General features: G+C 66.6%; 26 protein-coding genes. 6 read left to right on the forward strand and 20 right to left on the reverse strand.

What is annotated here, in order from left to right:
- Positions 1-9 precede the first annotated feature (9 nt).
- The 3 genes from NDB2M1_RS04500 to NDB2M1_RS04510 are packed head-to-tail and all read left to right on the forward strand — an operon-like array spanning position 10 to position 2364.
- Positions 10-579 carry a DUF1285 domain-containing protein gene (locus tag NDB2M1_RS04500; RefSeq protein ID WP_072379865.1) on the forward strand — a complete coding sequence of 190 codons (570 nt, stop codon included), beginning with the start codon at positions 10-12 and terminating at the stop codon, positions 577-579.
- Complete coding sequence (locus tag NDB2M1_RS04505; protein ID WP_054120699.1) at positions 576-1178, forward strand: NUDIX hydrolase; 603 nt, start codon at positions 576-578, stop codon at positions 1176-1178. The genes NDB2M1_RS04500 and NDB2M1_RS04505 overlap by 4 nt, the downstream gene beginning before the upstream one ends.
- Positions 1171-2364, forward strand: a complete 1194-nt coding sequence (locus NDB2M1_RS04510; protein WP_072379867.1) for a CCA tRNA nucleotidyltransferase — start codon at positions 1171-1173, stop codon at positions 2362-2364. The genes NDB2M1_RS04505 and NDB2M1_RS04510 overlap by 8 nt, the downstream gene beginning before the upstream one ends.
- Here NDB2M1_RS04510 and NDB2M1_RS04515 read toward each other — a convergent pair.
- The 15 genes from NDB2M1_RS04515 to hisB form a co-directional block, all read right to left on the reverse strand.
- Complete coding sequence (locus tag NDB2M1_RS04515) at positions 2350-2895, reverse strand: J domain-containing protein (protein ID WP_072379869.1); 546 nt, start codon at positions 2893-2895, stop codon at positions 2350-2352. The two genes, NDB2M1_RS04510 and NDB2M1_RS04515, sit on opposite strands and share 15 nt — an antisense overlap.
- A gap of 22 nt (positions 2896-2917) precedes the next feature.
- Positions 2918-3457: a peptidoglycan-associated lipoprotein Pal gene (gene pal / locus NDB2M1_RS04520; protein ID WP_054120696.1), complete on the reverse strand. Its 540-nt coding sequence runs from the start codon at positions 3455-3457 to the stop codon at positions 2918-2920.
- A gap of 54 nt (positions 3458-3511) precedes the next feature.
- Positions 3512-4891 carry a Tol-Pal system beta propeller repeat protein TolB gene (gene tolB, locus NDB2M1_RS04525; protein ID WP_083554647.1) on the reverse strand — a complete coding sequence of 460 codons (1380 nt, stop codon included), beginning with the start codon at positions 4889-4891 and terminating at the stop codon, positions 3512-3514.
- A 4-nt stretch (positions 4892-4895) separates the two neighbouring features.
- Positions 4896-5774 carry a hypothetical protein gene (locus tag NDB2M1_RS04530; RefSeq protein ID WP_072379871.1) on the reverse strand — a complete coding sequence of 293 codons (879 nt, stop codon included), beginning with the start codon at positions 5772-5774 and terminating at the stop codon, positions 4896-4898.
- Positions 5775-5784: 10 nt separating this feature from the next.
- Positions 5785-6246: a protein TolR gene (gene tolR, locus NDB2M1_RS04535; RefSeq protein ID WP_054120693.1), complete on the reverse strand. Its 462-nt coding sequence runs from the start codon at positions 6244-6246 to the stop codon at positions 5785-5787.
- Positions 6247-6249: 3 nt separating this feature from the next.
- Positions 6250-6963 carry a protein TolQ gene (gene tolQ, locus NDB2M1_RS04540; protein WP_054120692.1) on the reverse strand — a complete coding sequence of 238 codons (714 nt, stop codon included), beginning with the start codon at positions 6961-6963 and terminating at the stop codon, positions 6250-6252.
- Positions 6960-7427, reverse strand: coding sequence for a YbgC/FadM family acyl-CoA thioesterase (locus tag NDB2M1_RS04545; RefSeq protein WP_054120691.1), 468 nt, complete (start codon positions 7425-7427; stop codon positions 6960-6962). Before NDB2M1_RS04545 ends, tolQ begins: the two co-directional genes overlap by 4 nt.
- Before the next feature lie 90 nt (positions 7428-7517).
- The gene (locus NDB2M1_RS04550; RefSeq protein WP_054120690.1) at positions 7518-7901 is read right to left on the reverse strand and encodes a histidine triad nucleotide-binding protein; all 384 of its coding nucleotides are present in this window, start codon (positions 7899-7901) and stop codon (positions 7518-7520) included.
- Between the two features lie 2 nt (positions 7902-7903).
- Complete coding sequence (locus tag NDB2M1_RS04555) at positions 7904-8227, reverse strand: phosphoribosyl-ATP diphosphatase (RefSeq protein WP_072380141.1); 324 nt, start codon at positions 8225-8227, stop codon at positions 7904-7906.
- A gap of 126 nt (positions 8228-8353) precedes the next feature.
- Positions 8354-8515, reverse strand: a complete 162-nt coding sequence (locus NDB2M1_RS21935; protein WP_304437611.1) for a PEP-CTERM sorting domain-containing protein — start codon at positions 8513-8515, stop codon at positions 8354-8356.
- Between the two features lie 158 nt (positions 8516-8673).
- On the reverse strand, positions 8674-9435 hold the full coding sequence (gene hisF / locus NDB2M1_RS04560; protein ID WP_072379873.1) for an imidazole glycerol phosphate synthase subunit HisF: 762 nt from the start codon (positions 9433-9435) through the stop codon (positions 8674-8676).
- Positions 9432-9977 (reverse strand): hypothetical protein, encoded by a 546-nt coding sequence (locus tag NDB2M1_RS04565; protein ID WP_072379876.1) that lies wholly within the window; start codon positions 9975-9977, stop codon positions 9432-9434. Before NDB2M1_RS04565 ends, hisF begins: the two co-directional genes overlap by 4 nt.
- On the reverse strand, positions 9977-10702 hold the full coding sequence (gene hisA / locus NDB2M1_RS04570) for a 1-(5-phosphoribosyl)-5-[(5-phosphoribosylamino)methylideneamino]imidazole-4-carboxamide isomerase (protein ID WP_072380143.1): 726 nt from the start codon (positions 10700-10702) through the stop codon (positions 9977-9979). Before hisA ends, NDB2M1_RS04565 begins: the two co-directional genes overlap by 1 nt.
- Complete coding sequence (hisH, locus tag NDB2M1_RS04575; protein ID WP_083554648.1) at positions 10699-11319, reverse strand: imidazole glycerol phosphate synthase subunit HisH; 621 nt, start codon at positions 11317-11319, stop codon at positions 10699-10701. The genes hisA and hisH overlap by 4 nt, the downstream gene beginning before the upstream one ends.
- Positions 11312-11905 (reverse strand): imidazoleglycerol-phosphate dehydratase HisB, encoded by a 594-nt coding sequence (hisB, locus tag NDB2M1_RS04580; protein WP_072379880.1) that lies wholly within the window; start codon positions 11903-11905, stop codon positions 11312-11314. Before hisB ends, hisH begins: the two co-directional genes overlap by 8 nt.
- 93 nt (positions 11906-11998) lie before the next feature.
- Here hisB and NDB2M1_RS04585 point away from each other — a divergent pair, with 93 nt between their 5' ends.
- Genes NDB2M1_RS04585 through gmk form a run of 3 tightly spaced genes read left to right on the forward strand, consistent with a single transcriptional unit; the run spans position 11999 to position 13558 of the window.
- On the forward strand, positions 11999-12490 hold the full coding sequence (locus NDB2M1_RS04585; protein ID WP_072379882.1) for an SspB family protein: 492 nt from the start codon (positions 11999-12001) through the stop codon (positions 12488-12490).
- Positions 12487-12873 carry a hypothetical protein gene (locus NDB2M1_RS04590; protein ID WP_072379884.1) on the forward strand — a complete coding sequence of 129 codons (387 nt, stop codon included), beginning with the start codon at positions 12487-12489 and terminating at the stop codon, positions 12871-12873. The genes NDB2M1_RS04585 and NDB2M1_RS04590 overlap by 4 nt, the downstream gene beginning before the upstream one ends.
- A gap of 31 nt (positions 12874-12904) precedes the next feature.
- Positions 12905-13558, forward strand: coding sequence for a guanylate kinase (gene gmk, locus NDB2M1_RS04595; RefSeq protein ID WP_072379886.1), 654 nt, complete (start codon positions 12905-12907; stop codon positions 13556-13558).
- On the opposite strand, the gene NDB2M1_RS04600 is transcribed toward gmk, so the two are convergent.
- The 5 genes from NDB2M1_RS04600 to NDB2M1_RS04620 form a co-directional block, all read right to left on the reverse strand.
- Positions 13555-14010, reverse strand: a complete 456-nt coding sequence (locus tag NDB2M1_RS04600; RefSeq protein ID WP_072379888.1) for an SRPBCC domain-containing protein — start codon at positions 14008-14010, stop codon at positions 13555-13557. The two genes, gmk and NDB2M1_RS04600, sit on opposite strands and share 4 nt — an antisense overlap.
- A 2-nt stretch (positions 14011-14012) precedes the next feature.
- Complete coding sequence (locus NDB2M1_RS04605; RefSeq protein WP_072379890.1) at positions 14013-14894, reverse strand: SMP-30/gluconolactonase/LRE family protein; 882 nt, start codon at positions 14892-14894, stop codon at positions 14013-14015.
- A gap of 4 nt (positions 14895-14898) precedes the next feature.
- Positions 14899-15699: an SDR family oxidoreductase gene (locus NDB2M1_RS04610; RefSeq protein ID WP_072379892.1), complete on the reverse strand. Its 801-nt coding sequence runs from the start codon at positions 15697-15699 to the stop codon at positions 14899-14901.
- 11 nt (positions 15700-15710) lie between these two features.
- Positions 15711-16850, reverse strand: coding sequence for an acyl-CoA dehydrogenase family protein (locus tag NDB2M1_RS04615; RefSeq protein WP_072379894.1), 1140 nt, complete (start codon positions 16848-16850; stop codon positions 15711-15713).
- A gap of 150 nt (positions 16851-17000) precedes the next feature.
- Positions 17001-18161 carry an acyl-CoA dehydrogenase family protein gene (locus NDB2M1_RS04620; RefSeq protein WP_072379896.1) on the reverse strand — a complete coding sequence of 387 codons (1161 nt, stop codon included), beginning with the start codon at positions 18159-18161 and terminating at the stop codon, positions 17001-17003.
- Positions 18162-18313: the final 152 nt, after the last annotated feature.

Here is an 18313-nt window from a genome sequence, read left to right on the forward strand (position 1 = left end):
CGGCGGAGCGTGCCCTACGAACCGCCTGCCGATCTCGCCAAACTCTCGCTCGCCGAACTGGCCGAAGCTGTGGCCGCGCGCCGCCTGCCGCCGCTTGCCAGCTGGACTCCGGTGCGCGAGGGCGACAGCCACATGCGCATTGCCGCGGACGGTACATGGTTCCACGAAGGTGGCCGGATCACGCGCCCGGCCATGGTCCGCGCCTTCTCCGGCCTGCTCACCCGCGACGATGCTGGCCAACACTGGCTGATGACGCCTTACGAGCGCCTCTCCATCGAGGTCGAGGACGCCGCCTTCATCGCCACCGACATGGAAGTGCGCCACGACGAGGCAGGCCGCCCGGTCATCGCCTTCCGCCTCAACACCGACGACGTGGTGCTCGCCGGCCCGGATCATCCGCTGATCGTGCGCGGCACCGCCGACGTCCCGGCCTACTACCTCGCCGTGCGCCATGGCACCGAGGCACGGCTCAACCGCAGCACCTACGGCCAGCTGATCGACCACGCGCTGACGCTTTCCGGGCCCGAAGCTCTCGCCGTCGAAAGCAGGGGCGCCCGCTTCGCCCTGCTCCCCGCATGAGCTTGCGCGCGCGCCTTGCCGAGCTGTTCGACGTGGGCCACGCGGCGCCGGTGCCCCCGGCCTATGAGGATTGGCGCCCGCTCCCCGATACACCGCTGCGCCCCGCCGCCGTGCTGATCGCCGTCACGGACCGGCCCGATCATCCCGAAGGCCCCGGCGTACTTCTCATCCACCGCCCATCGCATATGCGCGCGCATCCCGGGCAGGCGGCGTTTCCCGGCGGCAAGCTCGATCCCGGCGAAACACCCATCGAGGCCGCCCTGCGCGAGGCGAACGAGGAGCTCGGCATCGACCCTGCTCTCGTCGATGTGATCGGCGCGACCGATCAGTACCGCACCGGGACCGGATACGACATCACCCCCGTCCTCGCGATGGTCCCGCCGGACCTGCCGATCCAGCCCAACCCCGCCGAAGTCGCGGGCTGGTTCGAACCGCCGCTCGGTTTCGTGCTCGATGCCGAAAACCATGTCCGCCACACCGGGGAATGGTCCGGCAGGCGCGGCAGCTACATCGAGATCCTGTGGCAGGAGCACCGCATCTGGGGGGTCACCGCCGGAATCATCGCCAATCTGGCGCAGCGGATCCGCTGGCATGGCTGACGCGCGCCTCCCCGCTGCCGACTGGCCCCAGCGCGAGGACCTCGCCGCACTGGTGGCCGCGCTCGATCCTCACGGCAAAGGCCTTGTCCGCTATGTCGGCGGTGCGGTGCGCGATACGCTGCTGGGTATCGCGGTGAAGGACATCGACATGGCGACTCCGCTCGAGCCGCCTGCGGTGATCGAGCACCTCGCCGCAGCTGGCATCCGCAGCGTGCCCACTGGCCTCGCTCACGGCACCGTCACCGCTGTGCTGGCAGGCGGCCCGGTCGAGATCACCACCTTGCGCCGCGACGTTTCCACCGATGGCCGACACGCCACCGTCGCCTTCTCGCAAAGCTGGCAGGAAGATGCCGCGCGCCGCGATTTTACGATCAACGCGCTCTATGCCGATCCGCGCGATCTCACCGTCCACGACTATTTCGGCGGCCTCGACGACCTCGAGGCACGCCGCCTGCGCTTCATCGGCAATGCCGAACAGCGCATCCGCGAGGATTACCTGCGCATCCTGCGCTATTTCCGCTTTCAGGCCCGCTTCGGCTCGCTGCCCGCCGACGCTACCGCCGAAGCCGCCTGCAGCGCGCTCGCCCCCGGCCTCAAGGGCCTCTCGCGCGAACGCATCGCCAGCGAGCTCTTGCTGCTCCTCGCCCTGCCCAATCCCGCCCCCACAGTGTCGCGCATGGCTGAACTGGGCGTGCTCGCAGTAATCCTGCCCGAGGCGGACCCCACCGCGCTGCCCCTGCTGATTGCAGCCGAGCAGGCCCACGCCATTGCGCCCGACCCCCTGCGCCGCCTAGCCGCGCTGCTTCCCGCCGAGCCGCCGCAAGTGGAGCAGATCGGCGCCCGCCTCCGCCTGAGCATCGCCCAGCGCAAGCACCTCGCCACGGTCGCCGCGCGTGCCATTCCCGAGGAAGCCGCCCGCCCGCTCGCCTACAAAGTCGGCCGCGAAGCAGCGCTTGATCGCCTGCTGATCACCGGCGGCAACATCGCGCCGCTTGCTGACTGGGATATCCCGCAGTTCCCCCTCAAAGGCGGCATGATCGTCGCGCGCGGCATCACCGCCGGCCCCGAAGTCGCCCGTATCCTTCGCACCGTCGAAGCGCAGTGGGTCGAGGAAAAATTCCCCGATGAAGCGCGCGTGATGGCGCTGCTCGATGCGGAAATCACGGCAGCCTCAGGCCCCGTCTGATCCCTTCCACTCGCGCCGCTCTTCCGCAGCGCGCAGCACTTCATAGGCGGTCTGCAGCTTCAGGAACTCCGCCGCCGCTTCCTTGTCCCCGGGACGCACATCGGGGTGGACTTCCTTGGCCTTGCTGCGCCACGCCTTGCGCACCGCCTCGAAGTCGGCGTCGACCTCAAGCCCCAGCGCTTCCAGCGCGCGCATCTCGTCGCGGCTGCGGCTGCCGTCGCCGGGACCGGCCCAGGCCTGATAGGCCGACTGCGCATAGCCCGAAGCCTCACCGCGCTCGGCCTTCTCGCGCAGTTCGGCTTCTTCCTTGTCGAGCCCTTCGAAGTAGTTCCAGCCCTGATTGTACTCGGCGGCATGGGCCACGCAGAAGTACCAGCGCTCCGGGCTGTTCGGCGATTTGGGTGCCGGACACTCACCCTTCTCGCTGCACCCGGCCCGGTCGCACAGGCGCACGGGGGCAGCTTCGCGCGCGCTTTCATAGCCGCGCCACCGGGGGAAACCCCAGTCTGCCGATCTGCCCTGCCGTGCCACCCCTGCGGTCCCGCGTCCTCGCTTACTCGACCGTGACGGTCACCGCGCGGCGGTTCTTGGCCCAGCTCGCTTCATCCGAACCCAGCGCGACGGGGCGTTCCTTGCCATAGCTCACCGTGGTGATGCGCGAGGCGTCGATCCCGAGGCTGACGAGATAGTTCTTCGCCGCATTGGCGCGGCGCTCGCCGAGCGCGAGGTTGTAGTCCCGCGTGCCGCGCTCGTCGGCGTGGCCTTCCACGGTCACGCGCTTGCCCGGATAGCGTGCCAGCCACTGCGCCTGGCTCTGCAGGATGCCCTGATCCTCGCTGTCGATGTTGTAGCGGTCGGTGTCGAACAGGATCGTGTCGCCCAGCACCGAAGCCATGAAATCGGCGCGGCTGCCCGGCACCGGCCCCGAAGGCGTGGTTACCGGCGGCGGCGGGGTCGTCGTGGTCGTCGTTGCACCGCTCGGCTGCGGCGGCAGTTCCTTGGGCTTGGTGGCACAGCCCGCCAGCGCGAGGCCGGAGGTGAGCAGCAGGGCAGTCAGAATCTTGCGGTTCACGAGGCTGTCTCCTTTGGTCATTCAGCGCCAGAGTGCATTGCACAAGGCGAATCGGCAATCAGTTTTGCCACCGGTTTATGGCAATACCGGGCCCCATGCCGGGTCCGAGGCATCGACCGGCGTGTTGAGCTTGCGCTCGTTGCGCCCGGTCAGGTCCACCTGCCAGATGGAGGTCTTGCCGGTGGTCTTGGCGGTGCGGAAGAACTGCACGATGCGCCCGTTGGGCGACCACGTCGGCGCTTCGTCCTGCCAGCTGTCGGTCAGGTAGCGCATGTCGCCTCCGCCCGGGTTCATCACCGCGATGCGCAAGTTGCCCGCGATATGCGTGAAGGCGATCTGGTCCCCGCGCGGGCTCCATTCGGGCGTCGCCGCCCGGCCGCCGAAGAAGCTGATGCGCTTCTGGTTCGTCCCATCCGCGTTCATCACGTAGACCTGCTGGCTGCCGGACCGGTCGCTTTCGAACACGATCTTGCTGCCATCGGGCGAATAGCTGCCGCCCACGTCGATCCCCGGCGAATCCGTCAGCTTCACCGAGTCCCCGCCGGTCGCGGGCACGCGGTAGATGTCGGTGTTGCCGGCAATCGCCATCGAATAGAGGATATACTTGCCATCGGGCGACCAGCGCGGCGCGAACGTCGGCCCCTTGCCTTCGGTCACCAATCGCTGCTGCCCGCTGCCGATATCGTAGACATAGATGCGCGGGGTGCCGTTCAAGAAGCTGAGGTAGGCGATCTTGGAGTAATCGGGCGAATAGCGCGGAGTCAGCGCGGTGGCCTGCCCGTTGGTGATGAAGCGGTGGTTCGCCCCGTCCGAATCCATGATCGCCAGCTGCTTGCGGCGGTTCCCCTTCGGCCCGGTCTCAGCGATGTAGGCGATCTTGCTGTCGAAGAACGGACTTTCGCCCGAAAGCCGCGAATAGACCATGTCCGCGCACTTGTGCGCCGCGCGCCGCCATTCCTCGGGCTTGACCACATAGCCCTGCCGCGCCAGTTCGCTGCCCAGCGCGACGTCGTAGAGGTAGCAGCCCACCGTCAGCCGCCCGTCAGCGCCCGCCTTCACGAAGCCCTGCACCAGCATTTCCGCCGAACGCGCGCGCCAGTTCGGGAACTGCGGTGCGGTCACTTCGCCATAGCCGATACCCGGCAGCGCATCGGGGCCGACCGGGCGAAACAAGCCGTTGTTCTTGAGATCGCCGTAGATCACCCGCGCCAGATTGCGGCCCAGCGCCTCGGTATTCCCGCCCTCGGCCGCCGTCGGCAGCATCTCGTTGGTCGGGAACACGGGAATCGCGATCGCCGCATCGTTGTTGATCGTGCCGACGACATCCTCTTCCGGCGAGGTGTCCGCAGATACCGCCGCCGCTGAAGCGCTGGGCTGCGGAGACGGCACCGGCTGCGCCAGAGCAGGCGAGACGGCAAGGAACGCGCAAAGGCCGGCGACAAGAGTGCTACGCAAGGCTCTACTCTTTCCTGAAATTGAGCGTGTAGGTCTTCCAGAAATCGTACGATTCCGGCGGAAGGTTGAACGGAGCGGCCGTCCGGATCGCGCGCACCGCGCATTCGGTGAAGCGGCCCACTTGCGGCGAGTTGGCGGGAGTCTGGCCGGAAAGCACCGGCGATGCAATGCTGGTGATGTTCCCGGCGCGGTCTAGCTGGAAGGTCACTTTGGCGCGCAGCTTCTCGATCTCGACACCACTCAGCGGGCAGCTGTTCCACGGCGGAACCACCTTGCGGTTGATCGTCACGCGGATCGCCGCCTTGGCCTCGGCGCTCACCGCATCGGCCGGATTGCCTTTCGCGCCGGGGCGCGTGCCGGTGGGGATGCCGGAGAGGAAATCGGTGCCGATCTGGCTCGCCCCGCTCGGCGCGTCCGGCCGGCGGCGCTGGCGATTGTCCGGCGCGGGCGATACGGCAGCCGGTTTGGCGGCGGGCTTGGGCGGGGGCGCCGGAGCCACGCGCGGCTGCGCTACGGGCGTGGGGCGCGGCGCCGGTTTGGGCTGCGGTGCGGGCTTGGCCTGAGGTGGAGGCGGGGGCGGAACCGGCTTCGGCTGCGGCTGCGCGATCTGCGGGACCGGCTGCGGCGGCGCGGGTTCCGGCGCAGGCTCGCCCAGCACCGGCGCGGTTTCAGGCGCGGCTTCCTCGTTCGGATTGGGCGACGTCGAAGTCTCCGCCGTCTCGTCGGCGAAGGTCACTGTCAGCCGCTCGGGCGGGGACATGATCGACTTGCCTGGCGGCGACAGCGTCAGCGCCGCGATCAGCCCGGCATGCGCCGCGAGCGCGATGACCAGCGCCAGCGCTTCCTCGCGCGAGAGGCCCGATGAGGAGGAAGAGGCGCTCATTCCCGTCCGCCTACGGCGCCGTTACTGAACCGTTGGTGACCAGCGAGATCGACTTGAACCCCGCCGCATTGAGCGCGCCCATCACCGCCACCACGCGGCCATAATCAAGCCCGCGATCAGCGCGCAGCGTCACTTGCGGCAGCTTGCCGTCCGGCCCTGCCACGGCAAGGCCCGTCAGGCGGTCCGAGAGTTCACCCGGCGCGAGTTCCTGATCGTCGAGGAAGATGCGCCCCTCGCCGTCCATGCTGACGGTGATCGCCTTCTGCTCGGTCTTGAGCGCCTCGGCCTGGCTGTCCGGCAGATCGATCGGCACGCCCGCGGTCAGCATCGGTGCGGTCACCATGAAGATGATCAGCAGCACCAGCATCACGTCGACCAGCGGCGTGACGTTGATCTCGCTCATCGCCGCGCTGCGCCGTCCGCGCCGTCCGCGCCGGCCGCCACTGCCCCCCGAGGCCATGTTCATCGCCACGGCCTACTGCTCCAGCTCGCGGCTCAAGGTGGCATGAAACCGGTCGGCAAAGCGGAACAGCCGCGTCTCGAAGCGGTTCACGCGGTGCGAGAAGCGGTTGTAGGCAATCACTGCCGGGATAGCCGCGAAGAGGCCGATGGCGGTTGCGAAGAGCGCTTCCGAAATGCCCGGCGCCACCACCGCGAGCGAGGAATTCTGCTGCGCGCCGATATTGAAGAAGCTGTCCATGATGCCCCACACCGTGCCGAACAGGCCGACAAAGGGCGCGACCGAACCCACTGTCGCGAGGAAATTGAGCCGGCCCGCCAGCCGGTCGGTCTCCGACGTCACCACGCTTTCCATCGCGCTGTTGAGGCGCTGGCGCGTGCCTTCGCGGTCAATCGTCTTGCCCGAGGTCGAGCGCCGCCACTCCGCCAGCGCCGCCGTCACCACCCGCGCGCTCGGCACGTCCTTGCTGCCGTTTTCCTTGTGGAAGGCGTCGACATCGCGCGCTTCCCAGAAGGCGGTCTCGTACTTGTCGCACTTGCGCTGGACGCTCCCCATGCGGAGCGAGAACGAGACGATGATCATCCACACCCACACCGAGGCGAGCACCAGCGCGCCCATCACCACCTGCACCACGATATCGGCATGAAGAAACAGCGCGACCGGGTTGAGCCGGGTCGGCATGCCAGCAGTTATGCCTGTTGCGGCAGCGGCAAGAACGGAAAGCATCATGGATGGACGGACCCTTCGGGCGATGGCGCCGTGAGCGCCGTGAATGCGGTATGGAAATGCGCCGGCAACCGCCGCGCGCGGCCTTGCGGCGAGACGAAAGCGACACGCACCTGACCGTCGGCCAGCAGTTCCTCGCCGCGCCACGCCTTCTGGACCAGACTGCACGTCACGCGTGAAACTTCGGCGACAGTGCTCTCGATCAGCACATCGTCGTCAAGCCGCGCCGGGCGGGCATATTTGAGCGCCAGATCGGTGACGGCAAACGCGCCCTCGCCCGCTTCCTGCGCGCCCCGCTGGTCGATACCCAGCAGACGCAGCATGTCCGAGCGCGCGCGTTCGAACCAGCGTAGGTAATTCGCGTGATAGACCACCCCGGAAAGATCGGTGTCCTCAAAGTATACGCGTACCGCATAAAGGTGCCGCGCGCCGTCGAAACAGCCGGAGGGGGGGAGCGGGAGAGGCATGCGCGGCCTGTCCTAGCCTTGCCGCGACTCGCGAGGCAAGATCAAAGGCTGCGATTTGTTAACCCATTACGGTGAAGCCCAGCCCCGGCTTCAGTCCACCCGCGCCAGCAACGGCCCCAGCTGCCGGCCCGCAAACACGTGCACATGCAGGTGCGGTACTTCCTGGTGGCTGTTGGTGCCGGTGTTGGCGAGCAGCCGATACCCCGGCGCCACCAGCCCCGCCTCGCGCGCGACATGGCCAACCGCGCGCACGAAGCCGGTGATCTCGGCATCAGAGGCCTTCGCCGAAAAGTCGTCCCAGCTCACATAGGCGCCCTTGGGGATCACCAGAATGTGCGTCGGCGATTGCGGGTTGATGTCGTGGAAAGCGAGGCTCCACGCGTCCTCGTAGACTTTCCGGCACGGGATCTCTCCGCGCAGGATCTTCGCGAAGACGTTCTGGTCGTCATAGGCTTGCGTGGCATCGACCGCCATGTTCAAGAGCTCCTGCTGGCTTTCTCGGCAATCCCGGACGTTCCCTCGCGCCGCTCCAGCTCCGCCGTCACCTGGGCGAGCGAAACGCCGCAATCGCCCATCAGCACAAGCAGGTGGAACAGCAGGTCCGCCGCTTCGCCGACCAGCGCCTCGGGGCTTCCGGTCAGCGCGGCGATCACCACTTCGGTCGCTTCCTCGCCCACCTTCTGCGCCATCTTGCCGCGCCCCTTGGCGTTGAGGCGCGCGACGTAGCTGGCATCCGGATCACCGGCGCGGCGCGCGGCGATGGTGGCTTCGAGGCGGGACAGGAGGGTGGTTTCGTCCATGCGCGCGGGCATGGCGTGCTGGATTGGGAAGGTCAAGTTTGGCGGAGCAGCACCCGCCATCCGTTCGTGCCTGGCGAAGTACATCCGTTCGTGTCGAGCGAAGTCGAGACACCTGGCGCCGGGCGCTCAGTCCTCTTTGCGCTTCGCCACCCGGCGGCCAATGATCAGGCCGGCCAGCCCGATCGCGAAAAGCGCGCCATCGGTGGGTTCCGGAATCGCCGTCCCCCCGCTCGCCTGCGCAAAGGCAGGGCCGGCGGTGAGGACAAGGACGACAAGGGCAGAGAGCATTCGCGACACGCGAAGGTTCCTAGGGAAGCAAAGATGACTGAAAAGTTAATGCAATGCCTGTGCCAAGAACCGAAAAATCAAGGATATAAGCAGGTTTCGCTAGTTAACGTCCGCAGCGTTCCGGCGGCATTTGTCAGAAATTCCGACAGTCGGCAGGGCTATCCGCGCGCCGGAATCCCCGCCGTGCGCAGGGCCGCATGGGCCTCGGCAATCGAGTGCGTGCCGAAGTGAAAGATCGAGGCCGCCAGCACTGCGCTCGCATGCCCCTCGCGCACGCCCGCGACGAGATGGTCCAGATTGCCGACACCCCCGCTCGCGATTACCGGCACCGGCACCGCATCGGCAATCGTGCGCGTCAGTTCAAGGTCGTAGCCGGCCTGCGTGCCATCCCCGTCCATCGAAGTGACAAGCAGTTCGCCCGCGCCAAGCGTGGCGAGGTGCTCGGCATGGGCCAGCGCGTCGATCCCGGTCGCCTTGCGCCCGCCATGGGTAAAAATCTCCCACTTGCCCGGACCGGTGCGCCGCGCATCGACCGAGCCGACCACGCATTGCGCGCCGAACCGCTCGGCAATGTCGCGCACCAGTTCGGGCCGCGCGACGGCCGCGGAATTGACCGCCACCTTGTCCGCCCCCGCGAGCAGCAGCGCGCGCGCATCCTCGGCGCTCCTCACCCCGCCGCCCACAGTCAGCGGCATGAAGCAGACTTCTGCGGTGCGCGCCACGACATCGAGCAGCGTGCCGCGCCCTTCGTGGCTCGCTGAAATATCGAGAAAACACAGCTCGTCCGCGCCCGCCTTGTCATAGGCCCGCGCCTGCTCGACCGGATCGCCCGCATCGCGCAGATCGACGAAGTTCACGCCCTTCACCACGCGCCCATTGCGCACATCAAGGCAGGGAATGACACGGACGCGGACGGTCATTGTACGGGCTTCAGGTGAACATCACGGAGCAAGGTCATTTTGCCACCCTTCTCGACAAAATAGCGAACACCGCATTCGTTTCCGGCCATTTTTCCGCTCACCAGAAATAGCCGACTCTCCGGTCGGAAAACGAAGTCGTGGTCGATTGCTTCGCCCCTTGAATCACGGAACCGATTTTCATCGCAGTAGGTCAGCTCCTCTCCAGATGGCACGTCGAAACTGACAGGGCGACCTGCCTCCAAATCGACAACCAAGAGGAAAGCGCAATCCGCTCCGCAACCAACAACAGAAATCGCGTAATGCCCACCAAAGTTCGGGCTGGAGTTGTAGAGGGCACGCAGGCGCGTTTTGAACAGCAAGTCCTCGCGATCAAGCTTGAGTGGAGGCTTTTTCCCGCGAAAGAGGTTTGAGGGATAGTCCGCAAATTTTGGCAGCCGAGCCGACGACTGCTGAGCAGAAATTGAAATCGGGCAAACTGCAATCGCTAAGGCAACGGAGGACCCAACCAAACCTCGGGTCAGGAAATTGCCCGCCATCACCATCACGCCTCCGCCATGGCAATCGCTGCCGCCAGATCCAGCCGCCCTTCAAACAGTGCGCGGCCCGTGATCACGCCCTCGATACCGTCGGCCTCATGGATCTTGAGCATCCGGATATCGTCGATACCCTTCACCCCGCCGCTCGCGATCACCGGCAGCCGCGTCGCGCGCGCCAGATCGAGTGTCGCGTCGATATTGCAGCCCTTGAGCAGCCCATCGCGCCCCACATCGGTGAACAGGATCGAGGCCACGCCCGCATCCTCGAACCGCTTCGCCATATCGACAATCGAAACGTCCGAAACCTCGGCCCAGCCCTCGGTCGCGACCATCCCGTCGCGCGCATCGACCGCCACCACGATCCCGCCGGGATAGGCCTTGGCCATATCCTTCACGAACTGCGGGTCCTTCAGCGCCGCCGTGCCGATCACCACCCGGCTCACGCCCAGATCGAACCAGCCATCCACCGCAACGGGCGTGCGGATGCCCCCGCCCAGCTGCACGTGGCCCGGAAACACCTTGAGAATGCCCTCGACCGCCGCGCGGTTCACCGCCTCGCCCGCAAAGGCTCCGTCGAGATCGACGACATGGAGATACTGCGAACCCGCGTCCGCAAACAGCATCGCCTGCGCCGCCGGATCATCGCCATAGACCGTCGCGCGCGCCATATCGCCTTCGGCCAGCCGCACGACCTGCCCGCACTTCAAATCAATGGCCGGAAATACGATCAAGGCTTCCACTCCAAAAATCTTGCGAGCAAGGCCAGCCCGTAATCCTGGCTCTTCTCGGGATGGAACTGCACGCCCAGCACGTTGTCCTGCCCCACCGCCGCGACAAGCCCGCCGCCATGGTCGGTCATCGCCGCCACGCTCGCGCCTTCCTCGGGAACGAAGTGGTAGGAGTGCAGGAAATAGGCCTCGCCCGGCACGATCAGCGGGTTGTGGTGCATCGGCGCGACATCGTTCCAGCCCATGTGCGGCACCTTGATCGCCGGGTCCGTCGGCTCGATCGCCCGCACTTCGCCGCCGATCCAGCCCAGCCCCTCGGTCACGCCGAATTCGATGCCCCGGTCTGCGAGCAGCTGCATGCCCACGCAAATGCCCAAGAAGGGCGCCCCGCCCACCAGCACCCGCTCGCGCATCGCCTCGACCAGCCCCGGCACGCCTCGCAGCGCCTCGATGCAGGCCTTGAACGCACCGACACCCGGCAGCACGATCCGGTCCGCCGCACGCACCACATTGGGGTCCGCCGTCACGGACACACCCTCGGCCCCCGCCGCCTTCAGCGCATTGGCGACCGAGCGCAGGTTTCCCGCGCCATAGTCCACCAACGCCAGCACCTCAGCCACCGAGGATGCCCTTGGTGCTCGGCACGGCATCGCCTTTTCGCGGATCGATCTCGACCGCGCTGCGCATCGCCCGGGCAAAGCCCTTGTAGATGCCTTCGATGATATGGTGGTTGTTCGAGCCGTAGAGGCATTCGATGTGGAGCGTGATCCCGGCGGCCTGGCTGATCGACTGGAACCAGTGCTCGAACAGCTCGGTATCCATCTCGCCAAGACGCGGCTGCGTGAACTGTGCCTTCCACACCAGCACCGGACGACCGGAAATATCCAGCGCCACGCGGGCCAGCGCCTCGTCCATCGGTGAATAGGCCGTACCGTAGCGGGTGATGCCCTTCTTGTCGCCGAGTGCCTGCGCGATCGCCTGCCCCAGCGCGATGGCGCTGTCTTCGGTCGTGTGGTGCTGGTCGACGTGGAGGTCGCCCTTCACGTGGCAGGTCACGTCGATCAGCGAATGGCGGCTGAACTGCTCGATCATGTGGTCGAGAAAACCGATCCCGGTGTTCACATCGAACGTCCCGGTGCCATCGAGGTTCACGGCGACCTTGATGTCGGTTTCGTGCGTGGTGCGGGCGATCGATCCGGTGCGCATGAGGGCGGCCTATAGGCCACTTCCGGCCAGAATCAATTGCCTGCACGCTACGCCCCCTTGACCCGCGCGGTGCACCAAGCCACCTTGGGGGTGATGAGCGACGGACCTGACAGCCTGATCCCCTACGACGAAATCGTGCAGGAAGCCCTGCGCGCGGTGGTCGGCCGCGTGCTCGGCCAGGTCGAAAGCGCGGGCGGCATGCTTCCCGGCGCGCACCATTTCTACATCACGTTCAAGACCGGCGCCCCCGGCGTGGCCATCCCGCCGCGCCTCAAGGAGCGCTTTCCGGACGAGATGACGATCGTGCTCCAGAACAAGTTCTGGGATTTGAAGGTCACGCCCGAAGGCTTCAGCGTCGGCCTTTCGTTCAACCAGATCCCGTCCACGCTGGTGGTTCCGTTCAGCGCGATCACCGCGTTCGTCGATCCGGCGGTCGATTTCGGCCTGCAGTTCCAGACCTCGGGCGACGCCGAGGAAGACGAAGCGCTGCACGACGCGGAGAACGATTCGCCCGAGGGCAACGAGCCGACGGGCTCCGATGACGGCTCCAACGTCGTCACCGTGGATTTCGGCCGCAAGAAGTGACCGCCTCCGGCAAGCAGGCTCCGGAAGCACCAGAAGTCCCTGCCGAATCGCCTGATCCGGTCGGCCCGCTCACCCGCACGATCCTTGCCGGCATCGCCATGCGCGCGGGCTCCCGGCTGCTGAAACAAGGCGTCGACCGCGGCATTCTCGGCGCCGCGCCCGAAGTGCTGAAGTCGGCCGCCAAGGCTGCGGGCGCAAAAGCGGCGGAAAAGGCCGCCAAAGTACCCAGGCCCAAGCGCGGCATCGGCACGCGCCTGATCACCGCCGCCGCCACGCGCATCGCCACGCGCTCGGTTCCCGGCGCCATTGTCGTCGGCGGCGCATTGCTCGCCAAGACGCTCCACGAGCACCGCAAGAATCGCCCAAAGGCCAAGCGCCCTTGACCCGGAGGGCAGGCATGCGCCAACAGCGCGCATGGTCCAGCCGACTCCCCAGTCCTCCGACGCGCTCCACCGCCGCGGCCTCATGTTCATCCTGTCCTCGCCCTCGGGCGCCGGCAAGACGACGATCTCGCGCATGCTGCTCGAAGGCGATCCCGCGATCCGCCTCTCCGTTTCCGCCACCACGCGCCCGATGCGCCCCGGCGAAGTCGACGGGAAGGACTACCACTTCGTCACGCAGGAGCAGTTCGACCAGATGATCGAGGACGAGCAGTTCCTCGAATGGGCGCACGTCTTCGGCCACAGCTACGGCACCCCCAAGGCGCAAGTTAAGGCCGGCCTGCGCGAGGGGCAGGACTTCCTCTTCGACATCGACTGGCAGGGCACGCAGCAGCTCTACCAGAAGCTTGAGACCGACGTGGTCCGCGTCTTCCTCCTGCCCCCCAGCATCGACGAACTGCGCCGCCGCCTGACCGGTCGCGGCACGGACAGCGCCGAGGTCATCGCCGCCCGCATGGAACGTGCCCGCGCCGAAATCAGCCACTGGGACGGCTACGACTACGTCGTGGTCAACGACGATATCGAGGAATGCTTCGCCAAGGTGCGCGAAATTCTCCACGCCGAACGCATGAAGCGCGCCCGCCAGACGGGCCTGATCGGCTTCGTGCGCGAACTGATGCGGCCTTAGAGCAGCGCCGCCAGTTGCGCCAATTGCCCCGGCAGGGCGGCAGCCGAAGTCTCCAGCGCCTCGTTCCGCGCTTCCGGCCCCGGATAGCGCTCATGAAACGTCAGCAGGGTTCCACCGTCCGCTGCGGCAAAGGTCACTGTCGTGACGGCCCCATCGGGGTCCTCGGCGTTGGTCCACACGATCCGCGCATCGGGGACGACCTCAGGATAGATCCCGTGAAACGCCATGGTGCCATCCTCGTCGAAGGCATAGACCAGCCGATAGGCCCCCCCGGTGCGCAGGTCGATTGCGCAGTCCTGCAGGGTCACGCCCGAACCTTCCGGTGCCCACCACTGCCGAAACAGTGCAGCATCGGCAAACGCGCGGAAGACAGCGGCCGGGGCGGCAGCGAACCGGCGCACAATGGCAAGCTCGCGATCTCCTATGGCTTGCGCTGTCCCGTTGTCATCCATGGTCAGGGCCTCCCAGCCCGGCAGGCGTCCACCTCGGCCACCAGCACCACGCCCTTCGCCGCGCTCCTCGCCACTTCCGCATCGCTGCTCGGCGCGCAGAGCATGAACAAGTGCCGCCCCTCCGGCCCGCCCAGCATGCAGGCATAGCAAGGCATTGCGCCGGTCGAGACAACCTCCAGCACCTCGCCGCCCTCGGCAATCCGCACGCATTCGGGCGCGATGGGGTTGGCGATCCACACGGCCCCATCGGCATCGAGCGCAATCCCGTCCGGCACGCGCGGCCCGGTCTCGGCCCAGACGCGGCGCCCTGAAAGCGCCCCGCCCTCGCCGATATCGAACGCCGTCAACCGCGCACCCAGCGTCTCGCCGATGATCAGCGTCCTGCCGTCGGGCGTGATCACCGTGCCGTTGGGAAAGCTCATGTCCGGCGCGGCGACCGCGACGCTGCCGTCCGACTGCACCAGCACCAGATTGGCCTTGGGATGATCCGCCAGCACCGCCGGGACACCCCGCGCGCGCAGTTCATGGTCGAGATCGAAGCCGAAGTTGCCGACATAGGCGCGGCCCTCGCTATCCACCACCATGTCGTTGCAAAGATGCGCGGTCAGGTCCGCCAGATCGGCATGCAGCGCCAGCCGCCCATCCGGCCAGCGCCGCCACACCTGCCGCTTGCGCATGGATACGAACAGCAGCGAGCCATCGGGCATCCACCCCAGCCCCGATGGCTGGTCATCCAGCTCCAGCTCGATCCGGTGGTCCCCCGAGAGGTCCACCGATCGGATGGTGTGGCTGTAGAAATCGCTGAACCACAGTCGCCCCTCATGCCAGCGCGGCCCCTCGCCGAAGTGGAACCCGTCGGCAAGTTGGCGGACCGCGCGGCTCATGGCGTCACTCCCCCAGCGGGTTGACGGGATTCTCGGGAATCCACGCGTTCACGATGCCGCCGTCAATCGGCAGCGGCGTACCGACCACATAATCCCCCGCACGGCTGGCGAGGAAGATCGCGCCGCCCGCCATGTCTTCCAGATTGCCGATGCGCTTGGATGGGATGCCCCGCGCCGACGCTTCAGGGTTCTTCGCCGCCGCCTTGTTCATTTCCGAAGCGAAGGCGCCCGGGCAGATCGCGTTGACGATGATGTTGTCCTTGACGAGGCGCGCGGCCATGCGCCGTGTCAGGTGCACCAGCGCCGCTTTCGAGGCCTGATAGCTGTAGGTCTCCCACGGGTTCACGCGCAGGCCATCAACCGAGGCAATGTTGATCACCTTGGCCGGGCGCTCGCCGGCAGCGGCCTTGAGCAGACCATGCAGCTTCTGCGTCAGGAAGAACGGCGTCTTGACGTTGAGGTTCATCACCTTGTCCCAGCCCATTTCCGGGAAATCGTCGAACTCCGCGCCCCACGCGACGCCCGCATTGTTGACGAGGATGTCGATCCGGCTCTCGCGCTGGGCCAGGTCCTCGGCCAGCGCCTCGATCCCCGCAAAGGTCGAGATATCGCCCGGCAGCGCGATGCATTTGGGCCCGAGTTCGGCGGCGGTTTCCTCGACCACAGCAGCCTTGCGCGCCGTGATGTAGACTCGCTCGCAGCCCGCCGCGATGAAGCCTTCGGCAATCATCCGCCCGATCCCGCGCGAACCGCCCGTCACCACCGCGACGCGGCCTTCGAGGCTGAAAAGCTTGGCAAAATCCATATCAGGTATCCTCAATAGCCGCTGAGCTGCGCAACGCGCTCGGCATGGTAATTGGCATCGCCCATGAACTCGGTCAGCGCGCGTTCGCGCTTCATGTAGAGCCCGATGTCGTATTCGTCGGTCATGCCCACGCCGCCGTGCATCTGCACGCCTTCGCGCACCGCAAGGTTGCACGCGCGCGCCGCCTTGGCCTTGGCGACCGAGACCATCAGCTCGGCCCGTTCCGAACCGCCATCGAGCAGCTGCTGCGCCTTGATCACCACTGCCTCGGCGATCTCCAGCTCCGAATAGAGGTGCGCCGCACGGTGCTGCAGTGCCTGGAATTCGCCGATCAGCTTGCCGAACTGCTTGCGCGTCTTGAGGTAGCCGGTCGTCATCGCGAAGGCCCCACCGGCTACGCCGGTCTGCTCCGCCGCCGCACCGATGCGCCCCGCGCTGAGCACCTTGTTCAGCACTGCGCGCCCGCCATCGACTTCGCCGATCACGCTCGAACCATCGAGCTCCACGCCATCAAAGCGAACGTGGCTGGCGAGGGAGCTATCGACCAGTCGCACCGCATTGTGCCCGATCCCCGCCGCGTCCTTGGGCACGGCAAACAGCGTCACGCCGTCGGCATCTCTGTCGCTGCCGGACGTACGCGCCGCCACGATGATCGCATCCGCCGACGTGCCATGAATGACGAAGTCCTTGGCGCCCGTCAGGCGGAAGCCATTGCCCGCCTTCTCGGCGCGGCAGGCGATCTTCTCTGGCTTGTGCTTGGCGCCTTCGTCGATGGCCATGGCCAGCACCGTCTCGCCCGCGATGATCCCCGGCAGCCAGCGCCCGCGCAGGTCGTCCGACGCGTGGTTCAGCGCGGTCACGCCCATCACCGACGTCGTCAGGAACGGCGAGGGCGTCAGGTTGCGCCCGATCTCGGCGAGCACGATGCCCGCCTCGACATGGCCCATGGAGAGCCCGCCGTCTGCCTCGGCGGCCAGCATGCCGGTGAGGCCCATCTCGGCAAACTGCTTCCACAAGCCGTGGCCGAAGCCGTCCTTGCAATTGATGTCGCGCCAGTGGCGCAGCTGCTTCTTGATCCCGCCCTCGTCGGCCATGAAGCCGGTGACGCTCTCGGCCAGCATGGCCTGATCTTCGGTATGGTACAGCGGCATGGATGCACTCCTAAGCCTTTAAAAAGTCAGAAAATCCGAAACCCAGATCCCCAACTCCGCTCACCCTGAGCTTGTCGAAGGGTGCTGGCACCACGGCCGCGCCCGATGCTTCGACAAGCTCAGCATGTGCGGTTGGTGGGGGATTGCTCGTTACGCCCCCGGCAGCTCGAGAATGCGCTTGGCGACGACGTTGAGCATGACCTCGCTCGTGCCGCCCTCGATCGAATTGGCCTTGGTCCGCAGCCATGACCGCGCCGGTGCGCCGCCGCGTGTTTCCTCGCTTTCCCACTCCAGCGCCGTGCTGCCGCCCGCCGCCATCAGCAGCTCGTGCCGCCGCTTGTTGAGCTCGGTGCCCGCGTACTTCATCATGTTGGGCTTGGCGGGGTGTGCCTTGCCGACCTTGATCTCGTCGAGGAACTTCTCCCCGCACGCCGCAAAGGCCAGCGCATCGATATCGAATTGCGCCAGTTCCGCCCGCAGCATCGGATCATCAAGCCCGTTGCGCGTCAGCACCTTGCCGATCGTGCTCGTCTGCTCGCCGCCGCCTGCGCCCGAAATCATCTCGCGCTCGTGGCCGAGAAGGTACTTCGCCACATCCCATCCCCGGTTGAGCTGGCCGACGATCTGGTGCTTGGGCACCACCACGTTGTCGAAGAAGGTCTCGCAGAACGGCGAATTGCCGCTGATCAGCTTGATCGGCTTCGTCGTCACGCCCGGCGTCGTCATGTCGAACAGCAGGAAGCTGATCCCCTGATAGACATTGGTCTTGTCCGTGCGGACGAGGCAGAAGATCCAGTCGGCCTTGTCGGCATAGCTCGTCCAGATCTTCTGGCCGTTGACCACCCAGTGGTCGCCCTTGTCCTCGCCGTAGGTTTGCAAGGCGACGAGGTCGGACCCCGAACCCGGCTCCGAGTAGCCCTGGCACCAGCGGATCTCGCCGCGCGCGATCTGACCCAGGTACAGCACCTTCTGCTCTTCGGTACCGAACTTCAGCAGCGCCGGCCCGAGCATCCAGATGCCGAAGCTCGACAGCGGCGGCCGCGCCCCGGCGCGCGCCAGTTCCTCGCGCCAGATCTTGGCTTCAGGCGGGCTCATTCCCGCGCCGCCATAGGGCTTGGGCCAATCCGGCACGGTGTAGCCCTTGGCCGCGCAGACCTCCATCCAGGCTTTCTGCGCCGCGCTCTTGAACACGAAATTGCGCCCGCCCCAGCAGATGTCGTCCTCGCCCTGCACGGGCTTGCGCATCTCTTCCGGGCAGTTCGCCTCGATCCACGCGCGGATTTCCGCGCGGAAAGCTTCCAGCTCCGACATGGCTTTTGCTCCTCTCTTAATCGAGAGGTTAAGGCGACTCGCCGCGCGCTGGCAAGCGCCGATTTTGCCAAGGTTTTCCGCCAATCGCGCGGGCCCCGCATGCCGTAGCGTAAAGCCGATCGGCATTGACGAAGAGCCGCTTGAGCCTAAGC

This window comes from Novosphingobium sp. NDB2Meth1 (assembly GCF_900117425.1).
GTDB lineage: Bacteria > Pseudomonadota > Alphaproteobacteria > Sphingomonadales > Sphingomonadaceae > Novosphingobium.

Coding starts and splice junctions, on each gene's coding strand:
- NDB2M1_RS04555 (WP_072380141.1), bottom strand. CDS start 8,227: ATGGACGAAACCACCCTCCTGTCCCGCCTCGAAGCCACCATCGCCGCG.
- NDB2M1_RS04615 (WP_072379894.1), bottom strand. CDS start 16,850: ATGCCGCTGTACCATACCGAAGATCAGGCCATGCTGGCCGAGAGCGTC.
- gmk (WP_072379886.1), top strand. CDS start 12,905: ATGGTCCAGCCGACTCCCCAGTCCTCCGACGCGCTCCACCGCCGCGGC.
- NDB2M1_RS04605 (WP_072379890.1), bottom strand. CDS start 14,894: ATGAGCCGCGCGGTCCGCCAACTTGCCGACGGGTTCCACTTCGGCGAG.
- NDB2M1_RS04565 (WP_072379876.1), bottom strand. CDS start 9,977: ATGGTGATGGCGGGCAATTTCCTGACCCGAGGTTTGGTTGGGTCCTCC.
- hisB (WP_072379880.1), bottom strand. CDS start 11,905: ATGCGCACCGGATCGATCGCCCGCACCACGCACGAAACCGACATCAAG.
- NDB2M1_RS04545 (WP_054120691.1), bottom strand. CDS start 7,427: ATGCCTCTCCCGCTCCCCCCCTCCGGCTGTTTCGACGGCGCGCGGCAC.
- NDB2M1_RS04585 (WP_072379882.1), top strand. CDS start 11,999: ATGAGCGACGGACCTGACAGCCTGATCCCCTACGACGAAATCGTGCAG.
- NDB2M1_RS21935 (WP_304437611.1), bottom strand. CDS start 8,515: ATGCTCTCTGCCCTTGTCGTCCTTGTCCTCACCGCCGGCCCTGCCTTT.
- NDB2M1_RS04505 (WP_054120699.1), top strand. CDS start 576: ATGAGCTTGCGCGCGCGCCTTGCCGAGCTGTTCGACGTGGGCCACGCG.
- NDB2M1_RS04510 (WP_072379867.1), top strand. CDS start 1,171: ATGGCTGACGCGCGCCTCCCCGCTGCCGACTGGCCCCAGCGCGAGGAC.
- pal (WP_054120696.1), bottom strand. CDS start 3,457: ATGACCAAAGGAGACAGCCTCGTGAACCGCAAGATTCTGACTGCCCTG.
- hisF (WP_072379873.1), bottom strand. CDS start 9,435: ATGACCGTCCGCGTCCGTGTCATTCCCTGCCTTGATGTGCGCAATGGG.
- NDB2M1_RS04620 (WP_072379896.1), bottom strand. CDS start 18,161: ATGTCGGAGCTGGAAGCTTTCCGCGCGGAAATCCGCGCGTGGATCGAG.
- NDB2M1_RS04600 (WP_072379888.1), bottom strand. CDS start 14,010: ATGGATGACAACGGGACAGCGCAAGCCATAGGAGATCGCGAGCTTGCC.
- NDB2M1_RS04530 (WP_072379871.1), bottom strand. CDS start 5,774: ATGAGCGCCTCTTCCTCCTCATCGGGCCTCTCGCGCGAGGAAGCGCTG.
- tolQ (WP_054120692.1), bottom strand. CDS start 6,963: ATGATGCTTTCCGTTCTTGCCGCTGCCGCAACAGGCATAACTGCTGGC.
- NDB2M1_RS04610 (WP_072379892.1), bottom strand. CDS start 15,699: ATGGATTTTGCCAAGCTTTTCAGCCTCGAAGGCCGCGTCGCGGTGGTG.
- NDB2M1_RS04550 (WP_054120690.1), bottom strand. CDS start 7,901: ATGGCGGTCGATGCCACGCAAGCCTATGACGACCAGAACGTCTTCGCG.